Raw genomic sequence first — 11,384 nt, forward strand, 5'->3', positions numbered from 1 at the left:
CCCCGGCACCCCGCCCCAGCTACGACGACGCCACCTGACCCGCAACGCCGGGCCAGGTGACGAGCGGGCTCGAGGTGGCCGGTGTCAGCGGCCGGCGGGCTTGAGGCCGAGCGGCTTGCCCAGCAGCGACTCCCGGCGCACCGCGAGCCGGTCGGCGACCTGGGCCAGCGCCTTTGAGGCGGGGGCGTCCGGCTCGGCCAGCACGATCGGCGTACCGGCGTCGCCGCCCTCCCGGACCCGGGTGTCGAGGGGGATCTGCCCCAGCAGCGGCACCGGCGCGCCGATCGTCCGGCTCAGCGAGTCGGCGACCGCCTGGCCGCCGCCGGAGCCGAACACCTCCATCCGCGAGCCGTCGGGCAGTTCCAGCCAGGCCATGTTCTCGATGACGCCGACCACCCGCTGGTGGGTCTGCAGGGCGATCGCGCCGGCCCGCTCGGCCACCTCGGCCGCCGCGGTCTGCGGGGTGGTCACCACCAGGATCTCGGCGTTGGGCAGCAGTTGGGCCACCGAGATGGCGATGTCGCCGGTGCCCGGGGGCAGGTCCAGCAGGAGGACGTCCAGGTCGCCCCAGTAGACGTCGCCGAGGAACTGTTGCAGCGCCCGGTGCAGCATCGGGCCGCGCCACACCACGGCCGCGTTGCCGGGGGTGAACATGCCGATCGAGATGACCTTCACGCCGTGTGACTGCGGCGGCATGATCATGTCTTCGACCCGGGTGGGCTTGCCGTCCGCGCCGAGCATCCGGGGTACCGAGTGGCCGTAGATGTCCGCGTCGACCACGCCGACGGCGAGGCCCCGGGCGGCCAGCGCGGCGGCCAGGTTCACCGTCACGCTGGACTTGCCGACGCCGCCCTTGCCGCTGGCCACCGCGTACACGCGGGTGCGGGAGCCGGGCTGGGCGAACGGGATCACCGGCTCCTGGCTGGCGGTGCCGCCGCGCAGCTTCGTCTGGAGTTCCTGGCGCTGCTCGGGGCTCATCACGCCGAACTCGATCTCGACACCCGTCACGCCGGCCACGGCGCCCACCGCGGCGGTGATGTCGGCGCGCAGCTTGTCCTTCAGCGGGCAGCCGGCCACGGTGAGCAGCAGCTCGACCCGGACGACGCCGTCGTCGCCGACCACGGCGGAGCGGACCATGCCGAGCTCGGTGATCGGGCGGCGGATCTCCGGGTCGTTGACGGTGGCCAGGGCGGCCTGGATCGCGTCGGAGACGGTGCTGACGGGTGCTGACATGCCGGCAATGTTACGTCGGCGGCGATCCGTCCCGGTCGCCGTGCCGGCCGGTGTGAGCGAATCGATGGTCGCGGCCGGGAGCAGAACGTCAGCCCTCCGGGCGGCCGTCGCGGGCGTAGTCGCCGTCCAGATCGTCGCGGGGCTCGTCGAGCGGATCCGAACCCGCCGAACGGTGCGCCGTGCGCTTCTGCTGCCGGCGTTCCAGCCGCTGCCGCCGGTGCGCCGCCTCGTCCAGCTCCTCGGCCAGCCGGGCCAGCTCGGAGCGGAGGAAGTCCCGGGTGGCCACCTCGCCCATCGCGACGCGCAGCGCGGCGATCTCCCGGGCCAGGTACTCGGTGTCCGCCTTCTGCATGGTCGCCCGACGCCGGTCCTCCTCCAGCGCGACCCGGTCGCGGTCGGCCTGCCGGTTCTGCGCGAGCAGGATCAGCGGGGCCGCGTACGACGCCTGGAGCGACAGGATCAGGGTGAGGAAGGTGAAGGTGTACGGGTCAAAACGCAGGTGCGGCGGGGCCAGGGTGTTCCAGAGGAACCAGGCGGCGATCACCACCGTCATGTAGACGATGAAGTTGGCGGTGCCCATGCCCCGGGCGATCCCCTCGGACCAGCGGCCGAAGGCCTCCGGATCGAAGCGGGGCAGCTTCACACGGGACTCGCGCGGCTGGTCCAGCCGTTCGGTCCGCCGGCGCTCAACCATCCGTGCCACCCGGGGTCTCCTCGCCGCCGCCCGCGGTCGGTACCGCGTCCCGGTCCCGCCAGTCCGGTGGCAGCGAGTGGTCGAGCACATCGTCGACGGTGACCGCGCCCACCAGCCGGTTGTTCCGGTCGACCACCGGCATCGCCACCAGGTCGTAGGTGGCCATCCGCCGGGTGATCTCCGGCAGCGGGGTGGTCGGCCGCAGCGGGTCGATGTCGTTGACCACCACCCCGCCGAGCAGGTCGGCCGGGGGCTCCCGGAGCAGGCGCTGGAAGTGCACCATGCCCAGGTAACGGCCGGTCGGGGTGGTCATCGGGGCGCGGGCCACGAAGACCTGCGCGGCCACGGCGGGGGAGAGCTGCTCCTCCCGGATCCGGGCCAGTGCCTCCGCCACCGTGGCGTCCGGGGGCAGGATCACCGGTTCGGAGGTCATCACGCTGCCGGCGGTGCCCGAGGCGTACCGCAGGAGTTGACGGACCGGGTCGGCCTCGTCCGGCTCCATCAGGTCCAACAGCACGTCCTGCTCCGGCGGGGGCAGCTCGTTGAGCAGGTCGGCCGCGTCGTCCGGGTCCATCTCCTCCAGTACGTCGGCGGCCCGTTCCCGGTCCAGCGCGGCGAGGATCTCCACCTGGTCGTGTTCGGGCAGCTCGCTGAGCACGTCGGCGAGGCGTACGTCGTCCAGCGCGGCGGCGACCTCGTTGCGCCGGGTGTCGGGCAGGTCCTGCAGGGCGTTGGCCAGGTCGGCCGGGCGCATGTCCTCCAGCACGGCCAGCAGGTTGGCGGTGCCCCGGGTGTCGGCGGCGCCGCTGAGTCCGCGTACCCGTTCCCACTGGACCTGGTGCAGGTGGCCACGTCGGGTGAGCCGGCCGGTGTGTTCACGCACGGCGACCCGGGACAGCGACCACTCCCCGTCCCGGCTGTGCTCCATCGCCACGTCCACCACCGTGCCCGGCTGGCCGGCGGGTTCGAGCTGGACCCGTCGGTCCAGCAGTTCCTGGAGCACCAGCAACTCGTTCGGGCGCTTCTCGAAGCGACGCAGGTTGAGGGTGCCGGTGCCGAGGACCACGGCGTCGGCGTCGATGGAGGTGATCCGGTTGATGGACAGGAAGATGCGCCGACGCATCGGCATCTCGGCGACCAGCCCCACCACCTCGGGTGGGCGCTGTGTCGGCCGGAGCCGGGCCACCGCGTCACGGACCCGTCCCACCAGGTCGCCGTTGGGGTCGAAGACGGCGACTCCGGCGAGTCGGGCCAGGTAGACCCGGTTCGGCGTACTCACGGGCACCAGCCTAAGCGCCTACTGTCTAACACCATGTCGACCCTGGCCTACGAGATCGTGGACGTTTTCACCGACCGCCCGTTCGCGGGCAATCCGCTGGCCGTGGTGTTCGGTGCCGAAGGGCTGGCCACCGAACAGATGCAGGCGCTGGCGCTGGAGTTCAACCTGTCGGAGACGGTGTTCGTGCTGCCTCCGACCCAGGTCGGCGCCACCTACCGGGCCCGGATCTTCACCCCCGCCGACGAGCTTCCGTTCGCCGGCCACCCCAGTGTCGGCGCGGCGGTGACCGCGAGCCGGCGCGGGATGTTCGGTGTGGGGCAGGTCACTCAGGAGTGCGGTGCCGGGGTGCTGCCGATCGAGGTCACCGCGACGGGTGCCACGTTGACCGGTGGTGTCCCCACCCTCAGCCCGGAACTCGACCCGGAGCCGCTGCTGGAGATGGTCGGCCTCGACGCGGCCGATCACACCGGTCCGGCGCCCCGGGTGGCCGGCTGCGGCCTGGAGTTCCCCTATCTGCCGGTACGCCCGGACGCGGTGGCGCGCGCCCGGTTGAACGCGGCGGCGGCGGAGCGGTACGGGCTGGACCATGTCAGCGTCTTCTCCTGGGACGTCGGTACGCAAACCGCGCACGCCCGGGTCTTCGTGCCCGGGATGGGAGTGCCGGAGGACCCGGCGACCGGTTCGGCCGCCCTCGGGCTGGGTGTCTGGCTGGTGGCCAGCGGGCTCCTGCCCGGTGAGGGCTGCTCCCGGTACGTGGTCCGGCAGGGCGCGGAAATCCGCCGGCCGTCCACACTGGCCTGCACGGTGACCGCGGCCGGCGGGGTGGCGGTCGGTGCCACCGTCTCCGGTCAGGTGATGCCGGTGGCGCGCGGTGAGATCGCCGTACCCCCCTTCATCGGCTAGGAATCCGGCCCGGCCGCGCCCCGGCGTGCGGCATGCTGTGGTATTCCGGTGCCGGGACACGGCGATGTGCCGCAAGCAGAGTCGATCATGTCATCGGCCCGGCCCGGCCCGGGCCGGGCCGGACGACGTACGGGAGGATGACGGGGTGACGGACGAGCAGGACGCCCCCGGGTCGACGCCACTGGTCGACGAGGCGATGAAGAAGGCTGCCGTCTGCTGGGTGGCGGTCGGCGACGGTCCCGCGCTGGCCCTGTGGTGCGTACCCCTGGAGGGGGCGCTTCTCGTGGTCAGCGGGCCGGGCGAGCAGTCCGCGCCGGGCCTGGCCGATGCCGGGGCGGCCCGGGTCACGCTGCGTGGCGACCACGGCGGCCGGATCGTCACCTGGCCCGCGCGGGTGACCCGGCTGGCCCCGGGCACCGAGGAGTGGCAGACGACGGCCCCGCTGGTGGCCGCGAAACGCCTGAACGCCCCCGGGTCGGCCGCCGACCTGGTCGAGCGCTGGGCGGCCGACGGTTGCGCCCTGAACCGCCTCCTGCCGGCCGGCGCACCGGACGCCGCTGGCACGCTCCCGGACACCGCCCTCGCCGAGGAGCCGCGCGGGGCCAGCGTCGTCCGGGCGACCCGCAAGCCGTTCCGCCTGCACAAGGTCCGCCGCCGCTGACCGCCCCGCCACCGGCCGGAGGCGCTGCCTCAGCGGGCCGCCGCCGGGTCGACCAGCTCGACCACCTCGCTGAGCGAGCCGATCAGCGGCCCGTCCCAGCCCTGCTCGGCGTCGAAGACCAGGTGCCCGACCAGGTCGGGGGCGGCGAGGCGCATCGCGCTCATCCCGGCCCGTTGCGCGCCGGTCAGCTCCTGGCTGCCGCCGTCGCCGACGTACAGGCAGTCCTGCGGGCGTACGTCGAGGCGGCGGCACGCCGCCAGGTAGAGCGCCGGATCGGGCTTGCAGCGACCGAACTGGACGGAGAAGACCCGCACGTCGAGCAGGGGGGCCACCGCCAGTTGCGGCAGGAAGGCGGGCAGCTCGTGGGTGCAGTCGCTGATCACTCCGGTGCGTACGCCCCGACGGCGCAACGCGGCGAGGGCGGGGACCGCCTCGTCGCGCAGTCGGGTGTCGGCACGTATCGCGCGGTGCCGGGAGGCCACTGCCGCGCGTACCGCCTCGTCGGAGGGCTGCACCCCGGCCTGACTGCACACCCAGCGCAGGGTCGCCTCGGCCGTGCCGTGCCGGCCGCTGGCCCGCTGGTAGAAGGTCCGGTCGAGTACCGCGGTGAGCGTGTCCATCGGGCAGCCGAGCAGCTCGGCGGTGGCGCGGTGGGCCGCCCCGCGTTGCACACGGCGGGTCAGCGTGCCGAAGAAGTCGAACAGCACCGCCTGGTACCTGGGCATGGGGGAGCGCCTCCGGAGGTGAGGGAGTCGGCGGCGAGGTAGCCCGATGGTAACGGAGTGCTCACGGTCAGATGTCGCGGACCTCGATCACCCGGCCGACCGGTGCCGCGTCCCCGAGCGCCGCCCGCAGGGCCCGCCGCTGCGGGTCGGCCCGGAACGCCTCCCAGCCGGCCCGCGAGGCGAACCGGATCAGATGCACCTCGGTCCACCCGTCGGTGCTGCGCAACCGGCGCTCCAGTCGACCGCCGTGCTGTTCGAGCAGGGCGAGCACGTCGTCCTCGTACCGCCGGGCCTCCTCGGGCTGGTCGAGCGGGTACTCGACGAGAGCCACCAGGAGCACCGCCGGGTCGGGCCGGCTCACCGGTCGACCCCGACGGCCCTGGCGCTGGCCGCCCAGAGCCGGGCGGCGAGCTGCGGATCAGCCGCCTTCGGCCACGGTCGGCGCAGCCGCCGGTCGGCGTAGTAGGCCCCGTTCACCAGCCGGGACGGATCCTGGTGGGCCAGCCACACCAGCGTCTCGGCGCCCTTCTGCGGGCTGCGAAACGGCAGGAGCCGCATGCCGAGGGCGACCAGCCGGCTGTCCGTGCCGATCCGGGTCCGCACCAGCCCGGGATAGAAGCAGTACGCCGGCGTGTCCGGCCAGCGCCGGGCCGCCTCGGCGGTGAACAGGATGTTGGCCTGCTTGCTGGTGCCGTACGCCCGGATCGGCCGGTAGCGGCGTAGGCCGGCGTTGAGGTCGTCGGGGTCGAGCGCTCCGCTGCGGTGCGCCCCGGAGGCGGTGGCCACCAGCCGGCCGATCCGGTCGCGCAGCAGGTGGCTGAGCAGGAACGGGGCCAGGTGGTTGGCCTGTATCGACAGCTCGAACCCGTCGATGGTGGTGACCGGCTGCAGCACGATCGCGCCAGCGTTGTTGGCGAGCACGTCGATCCGGTCGTACGCCGCCCGCAGCCGCTCGGCGAGGCCGCGTACGTCGTCCAGGACGGCGAAGTCGGCCCGGAACAGCTCGGGACGCTCGCCGCTGGCCTCACGGACCTGGTCCCCGGCGGCCTGGAGCCGGGCCGGATCGCGCCCGACCAGCACCACCTGGTCGCCCCGGCAGGCCAGGGCCTCGGCGGCGGCCAGCCCGATACCGGAGCTGGCCCCGGTCACCACCACGATCCGACGGCCAGTGAGATCTTCCACAGGTCCATTCACCCCGGTCACGGCACGAGGTTACCGTGGCGTCACAACGCCCTTTGGGATCGTTAAGTTCCCGTCTGTCATCTCTGCTGGCGTCGGCCGCCCGCCGGACGCTGGAAGGAGCGCATCCATGGCCGCTGTCGGTCGCCCCCGCCGGTCCTGCCTCGCCGTGCCCGGTTCCAGCGTGAAGATGCTCGGCAAGGCCCAGGGCCTTGCGGCCGACCAGGTCTTCCTCGACCTGGAGGACGCGGTCGCGCCGCTGGCGAAGCCGGACGCCAGGAAAAACATCGTGGCCGCGCTCAACGAGGGCGACTGGACCGGCAAGACCCGGGTGGTGCGGGTGAACGACCTGACCACCCCGTGGACCTACCGGGACGTCATCGAGGTGGTCGAGGGCGCCGGCGTCAACCTCGACTGCATCATGCTGCCGAAGGTGCAGAACGCCGCCCAGGTGCACTGGCTGGACATGACGCTGACCCAGATCGAGAAGACCCTCGGCCTCGAGGTCGGCCGGATCGGCATCGAGGCGCAGATCGAGAACGCCGCCGGCCTGGTCAACGTCGACGCCATCGCCGCCGCCTCGCCCCGGGTGGAGACCATCATCTTCGGGCCGGCCGACTTCATGGCCTCGATCAACATGAAGTCCCTGGTCGTCGGCGCGCTGATCCCGGACTACCCGGGTGACCCGTACCACTACATCCTGATGCGCATCCTGATGGCCGCCCGGATGCACGACAAGCAGGCCATCGACGGGCCGTTCCTGCAGATCCGCGACGTGGACGCGTTCCGCGAGGTGGCCCGGCGCTCGGCCGCGCTGGGCTTCGACGGCAAGTGGGTGCTGCACCCGGGCCAGATCGACGCCGCCAACGAGGTCTACTCGCCGGCCCAGGCCGACTACGACCACGCCGAGCTGATCCTCGACGCCTACGACCACTACACCTCCGAGGCGGGCGGGAAACTCGGCGCCGTGATGCTCGGCGACGAGATGATCGACGAGGCGTCCCGGAAGATGGCGCTGGTGATCGCCGCCAAGGGCCGCGCCGCCGGGATGACCCGCACCTCGCGCTTCACCCCGCCCGCCGGCTGACCCGCGCGTGCCGCCCCGGGGCCGACCCGGAGCGGCACGTGGCCGGTCAGTAGCTGGTCGAGTCGAAGCTGGACGAGTCCTGGTTCGCCGCCCAGATGATGAACACCACGATGGCGATCGTCGCCAGCAGTGCGATCACGGTGGCGATCCAGCCCACGATGACGCCGGCCAGGGCGAATCCGTCGCCGGCCTCGCCCCGCTCCCGGATCTGCCGGCGGGCGACGTGCCCGAGGATCGCGCCGACCAGGCCGATCCAGCCGCCGAGACCGTAGCCGCAGAGGCCGAGCGCACCGATGATCGACACGACCATCGCGGCGATGGCCAGGCCGTTGTTCTGCGGTGCCGGCGGGTAGCCGTACCCCGGATAGCCGGCGGCGGGCGGGTAGCCCGGCGTCGGGTACGCATCGGCGGGTGCGGCCTGCGGCGGCACCGCGTACGGGTCGGCGGGTGCGGCCTGCGGCGGCACCCCGTACGGGTCCTTGGCTACCGGCAGGCTCGGGTCGCCGGTCGGCTGGGTCGGGACCGGCTGGCCGACCGGCTGGGTGGGGTCGCCGGTCGGGTTGCTCCAGCCGTCGGCCGGTGGGGGATATGTCATCAGGTCTTCTCCGTCGCGTGTGGGTGCGCCGTCAGGGTAGTCAGCGCCAGGTAATTCGGTCAGCCCGTGGTGCCGCGTTGCCCGGATCGTCCGCAGCGGGCAGGATCGCGGCATGGTCATCGACGCGCGCGGCAGCGACCGGTCCGGCAGCAGATCGAGGCGGGACGTGAGCCGTCCAGGATTGGCGCGACGGACCCGCGCGGTGGGCGCCAGCGGCGTACCCGGCCCGGACGAGCCGGTGCCGTTGCCGGAGCCGGTGACGATGCGGCTCGACGGCCGGGTCGCCCTGGTCACCGGGGCGGGCAGCGCGGACGGGATCGGCTACGCGACGGCCCGCCGGTTGGCCGACCTGGGGGCCCGGGTGGCGATCGTCTCCACCACCCGGCGGATCCACGAGCGGGCCGGTGAACTCGGGGTGACCGGGTTCGTGGCCGACCTCACCGACGAGTCGGAGGTGGGCGCGCTGGCCGACGCGGTCACCGAGCAGCTCGGCGACGTCGAGGTGCTGGTGAACAACGCCGGCCTGGCCAGCCGGGCCAGCCCGGAGGTGCTGCGCCCGGTGGCGCAGCTCAGCTACGACGAGTGGCGCGGCGAGATCGACCGGAACCTGACCACCGCGTTCCTGTGCAGCCGCGCCTTCATCGGCGGCATGGCCGAGCGGGGGTGGGGGCGAATCGTCAACCTGGCGGCGACCGCGGGGCCGGTCAACGCCCTGCCCACCGAGGCGGCGTACGCGGCGGCGAAGGCCGGTGTGGTCGGGTTGACCCGGGCACTGGCCATGGAGATGATCGCCGACGGGGTGACCGTGAACTCGGTGGCTCCGGGCACGATCCACACCGCGGCGTCCACCGTCGCCGAACTCAAGCAGGGGATGGGTACCCCGGTGGGCCGACCCGGTACGCCGGACGAGGTGGCCGCGGCGATCGCCTTCCTCTGCTCGCCGGCGGCCTCGTACATCACCGGGCAGATGCTGGTGGTGGACGGCGGCAACAGCGTCCGGGAGGCCCAGTTCCGCTGACCGACCTCAGTAGGTGGTCTCGCCGTGTGAACCGGCCCAGATCAGGAAGGCCAACCAGCCGCAGCAGGCCAGCAGGCCGAGCACGGTGAAGGCGTAACTGAGCACCAGTCCCCAGGTGGCGAGCTGGTCACCCGCTTCGCCGGTCCGTCTGATCTGCCGTTTGGCCAGGTGTCCCAGGACGATCCCGGCGGGGGCGAAGACGAACGCGAAGACCAGCGACAGGATCGCCATGACGTTCGGTCCGCCGTCGCCCGACGGCGGTCCGTACTGCCCGTACGGGCCCTGCGGCGGATACTGCGGCTGCCCGCCGGGTCGCTCGTACGGCGACGGCTCGCCGGCCCCCTCATGGGGGTAGAGCGCCGGCTCGCCGGGCCGCTCGTACGGCGACGGTGGCTGTTCGGGCTGCTGTCCCCAGCGCGGCTGCCCCGGCTCGTCGGACGGTGGCTGGTTCATCATCGTCACCCTTCCGCCGCAGGTCGGTGCCGTTCTCTCTTGCGGACGCTACCCGCAGCGGTGAACCTTTTCACAGCGGTTGGGCGACTGGTCACCTTGGCGGGCCAGCGGCGGGGGCCGATACTGACCGAGCGTTCAGTTACCCATGAGTAATGCGCCGACCCCGGAGGCTGAGATGGCCCGACTCGCCCAGACGCCCGGCCTGACCGACGTGCAGCGGTCGATCCTGGAAACCGTCCGGGAGTTCGCCGACAAAGAGATCATCCCGCACGCGCAGCGGCTGGAGCACGCCGACGAGTACCCCACCGACATCCTCGACGGGATGCGCGAGATGGGCCTGTTCGGCCTCACCATCGACGAGGAGTACGGCGGGCTCGGCGAGTCCCTGCTGACCTACGCCCTGGTCGTCGAGGAGTTGTCGCGCGGCTGGATGTCGATCTCCGGCATCGTCAACACCCACTTCATCGTGGCGTACCTGATCTCCCAGCACGGCTCGGCCGAGCAGAAGGCCCGGCTGCTGCCGACGATGGCCACCGGCGAGGTGCGCGGCGCCTTCTCCATGTCGGAGCCGGAGTGCGGCTCCGACGTCTCGGCGATCAAGTCGAAGGCGGTCCGCGACGGCGACAACTACGTCCTCGACGGTCAGAAGATGTGGCTGACCAACGGGGCGTACTCGTCGGTGGTGGCCACCCTGGTCAAGACCGACACCGGGGCCGACTCCGTCTACGGCAACATGAGCACCTTCCTGCTGGAGAAGGAGCCCGGCTTCGGCGAGACCGCCCCCGGCCTGACCATCCCCGGCAAAATCGACAAGATGGGCTACAAGGGCGTCGAGACCACCGAGATGGTCCTCGACGGGGTGACGGTGCCCGCTTCCGCCGTGCTCGGCGGCGAGGAGAAGGTCGGTCGCGGCTTCTATCAGATGATGGACGGAATCGAGGTCGGTCGGGTCAACGTGGCCGCCCGCGCCTGCGGCATCTCGCTGCGCGCCTTCGAACTGGCCGTCGCGTACGCGCAAGCGCGCCGCACCTTCGGCCAGCCGCTCGCCAAGCACCAGGCCGTCGCGTTCAAGCTCGCCGAGATGGGTACGAAGATCGAGGCGGCGCACGCCCTGATGGTCAACGCCGCCCGGCTCAAAGACGCCGGCCAGCGCAACGACGTCGAGGCCGGCATGGCGAAGCTGCTCGCCTCCGAGTACTGCGCCGAGGTCGTCCAGGAGGCGTTCCGCATCCACGGCGGCTACGGCTACTCCAAGGAGTACGAGATCGAGCGGCTGATGCGGGAAGCTCCGTTCCTGCTGATCGGCGAGGGCACCTCGGAGATCCAGAAGACCATCATCTCCCGGGGCCTGCTCAAGGAGTACAAGCTCTGACCGCTGCGGGTCACCCGCCGGTCGGCTCCGGCGCGCTCACCGGCAGCCCCACGCCGAACGCCGCCGGCCGGGAGCGGAAGTGCTCGATCGCGGCGATGAGCCGCTGTTCGGACACCGCCGCGTCCCGGCCCCCCACCACCGGATCCGGTTCCCCCGGCGGCCAGTCCGTGGGCCGCAGCCACACC

General features: G+C 72.5%; 13 protein-coding genes. 5 read left to right on the plus strand and 8 right to left on the minus strand.

The window, feature by feature from the left end:
- Positions 1-84: 84 nt before the first annotated feature.
- The 3 genes from E1182_RS25240 to E1182_RS25250 form a co-directional block, all read right to left on the minus strand.
- Complete coding sequence (locus tag E1182_RS25240) at positions 85-1,233, minus strand: Mrp/NBP35 family ATP-binding protein (protein WP_132269736.1); 1,149 nt, start codon at positions 1,231-1,233, stop codon at positions 85-87.
- Positions 1,234-1,321: 88 nt separating this feature from the next.
- A complete protein-coding gene (locus tag E1182_RS25245; RefSeq protein WP_132269756.1) occupies positions 1,322-1,927 on the minus strand; it encodes a DUF1003 domain-containing protein in 606 nt (201 codons plus the stop codon).
- On the minus strand, positions 1,920-3,206 hold the full coding sequence (locus E1182_RS25250) for a magnesium transporter MgtE N-terminal domain-containing protein (protein ID WP_132269738.1): 1,287 nt from the start codon (positions 3,204-3,206) through the stop codon (positions 1,920-1,922). Before E1182_RS25250 ends, E1182_RS25245 begins: the two co-directional genes overlap by 8 nt.
- A 33-nt stretch (positions 3,207-3,239) precedes the next feature.
- On the opposite strand from E1182_RS25250, the gene E1182_RS25255 reads away from it, so the two are divergent.
- Positions 3,240-4,109 (plus strand): PhzF family phenazine biosynthesis protein, encoded by an 870-nt coding sequence (locus E1182_RS25255; RefSeq protein ID WP_132269740.1) that lies wholly within the window; start codon positions 3,240-3,242, stop codon positions 4,107-4,109.
- Positions 4,110-4,305: 196 nt separating this feature from the next.
- Positions 4,306-4,770, plus strand: coding sequence for a hypothetical protein (locus E1182_RS25260; RefSeq protein WP_207921513.1), 465 nt, complete (start codon positions 4,306-4,308; stop codon positions 4,768-4,770).
- A 29-nt stretch (positions 4,771-4,799) separates the two neighbouring features.
- On the opposite strand, the gene E1182_RS25265 is transcribed toward E1182_RS25260, so the two are convergent.
- The 3 genes from E1182_RS25265 to E1182_RS25275 all read right to left on the minus strand — a co-directional run bounded on the left by E1182_RS25265 (position 4,800) and on the right by E1182_RS25275 (position 6,677).
- Complete coding sequence (locus tag E1182_RS25265; RefSeq protein ID WP_132269744.1) at positions 4,800-5,495, minus strand: HAD family hydrolase; 696 nt, start codon at positions 5,493-5,495, stop codon at positions 4,800-4,802.
- A 67-nt stretch (positions 5,496-5,562) separates the two neighbouring features.
- Positions 5,563-5,856, minus strand: coding sequence for a hypothetical protein (locus E1182_RS25270; protein WP_132269746.1), 294 nt, complete (start codon positions 5,854-5,856; stop codon positions 5,563-5,565).
- A complete protein-coding gene (locus E1182_RS25275) occupies positions 5,853-6,677 on the minus strand; it encodes an SDR family NAD(P)-dependent oxidoreductase (RefSeq protein ID WP_132269748.1) in 825 nt (274 codons plus the stop codon). Before E1182_RS25275 ends, E1182_RS25270 begins: the two co-directional genes overlap by 4 nt.
- Positions 6,678-6,804: 127 nt before the next feature.
- Between E1182_RS25275 and E1182_RS25280 the strand changes: the two genes are divergently transcribed.
- On the plus strand, positions 6,805-7,761 hold the full coding sequence (locus E1182_RS25280; RefSeq protein ID WP_132269750.1) for a CoA ester lyase: 957 nt from the start codon (positions 6,805-6,807) through the stop codon (positions 7,759-7,761).
- Between the two features lie 46 nt (positions 7,762-7,807).
- On the opposite strand, the gene E1182_RS25285 is transcribed toward E1182_RS25280, so the two are convergent.
- Positions 7,808-8,356: a DUF4190 domain-containing protein gene (locus E1182_RS25285; protein ID WP_132269752.1), complete on the minus strand. Its 549-nt coding sequence runs from the start codon at positions 8,354-8,356 to the stop codon at positions 7,808-7,810.
- A 112-nt stretch (positions 8,357-8,468) separates the two neighbouring features.
- On the opposite strand from E1182_RS25285, the gene E1182_RS25290 reads away from it, so the two are divergent.
- On the plus strand, positions 8,469-9,374 hold the full coding sequence (locus E1182_RS25290; RefSeq protein ID WP_132269754.1) for an SDR family NAD(P)-dependent oxidoreductase: 906 nt from the start codon (positions 8,469-8,471) through the stop codon (positions 9,372-9,374).
- Between the two features lie 6 nt (positions 9,375-9,380).
- Here the strand turns inward: E1182_RS25290 and E1182_RS32520 are convergent, their stop codons facing one another.
- Positions 9,381-9,827 (minus strand): DUF4190 domain-containing protein, encoded by a 447-nt coding sequence (locus E1182_RS32520; RefSeq protein WP_243706413.1) that lies wholly within the window; start codon positions 9,825-9,827, stop codon positions 9,381-9,383.
- Positions 9,828-10,002: 175 nt separating this feature from the next.
- Here E1182_RS32520 and E1182_RS25300 point away from each other — a divergent pair, with 175 nt between their 5' ends.
- Positions 10,003-11,199 carry an acyl-CoA dehydrogenase family protein gene (locus E1182_RS25300; protein WP_132269760.1) on the plus strand — a complete coding sequence of 399 codons (1,197 nt, stop codon included), beginning with the start codon at positions 10,003-10,005 and terminating at the stop codon, positions 11,197-11,199.
- The last annotated feature ends 185 nt before the right edge of the window (positions 11,200-11,384 follow it).

It is taken from the genome of Micromonospora sp. KC721 (assembly GCF_004348355.1).
GTDB lineage: Bacteria > Actinomycetota > Actinomycetes > Mycobacteriales > Micromonosporaceae > Micromonospora.

What these genes read in the sequence shown, in the direction of transcription:
- E1182_RS25260 (WP_207921513.1), top strand. Translation starts at nt 4,306, where the DNA reads ATGAAGAAGGCTGCCGTCTGCTGGGTGGCGGTCGGCGACGGTCCCGCG.
- E1182_RS25290 (WP_132269754.1), top strand. Translation starts at nt 8,469, where the DNA reads ATGGTCATCGACGCGCGCGGCAGCGACCGGTCCGGCAGCAGATCGAGG.
- E1182_RS25300 (WP_132269760.1), top strand. Translation starts at nt 10,003, where the DNA reads ATGGCCCGACTCGCCCAGACGCCCGGCCTGACCGACGTGCAGCGGTCG.
- E1182_RS25240 (WP_132269736.1), bottom strand. Translation starts at nt 1,233, where the DNA reads ATGTCAGCACCCGTCAGCACCGTCTCCGACGCGATCCAGGCCGCCCTG.
- E1182_RS25280 (WP_132269750.1), top strand. Translation starts at nt 6,805, where the DNA reads ATGGCCGCTGTCGGTCGCCCCCGCCGGTCCTGCCTCGCCGTGCCCGGT.
- E1182_RS25245 (WP_132269756.1), bottom strand. Translation starts at nt 1,927, where the DNA reads ATGGTTGAGCGCCGGCGGACCGAACGGCTGGACCAGCCGCGCGAGTCC.
- E1182_RS25285 (WP_132269752.1), bottom strand. Translation starts at nt 8,356, where the DNA reads ATGACATATCCCCCACCGGCCGACGGCTGGAGCAACCCGACCGGCGAC.
- E1182_RS25265 (WP_132269744.1), bottom strand. Translation starts at nt 5,495, where the DNA reads ATGCCCAGGTACCAGGCGGTGCTGTTCGACTTCTTCGGCACGCTGACC.
- E1182_RS25255 (WP_132269740.1), top strand. Translation starts at nt 3,240, where the DNA reads ATGTCGACCCTGGCCTACGAGATCGTGGACGTTTTCACCGACCGCCCG.
- E1182_RS32520 (WP_243706413.1), bottom strand. Translation starts at nt 9,827, where the DNA reads ATGAACCAGCCACCGTCCGACGAGCCGGGGCAGCCGCGCTGGGGACAG.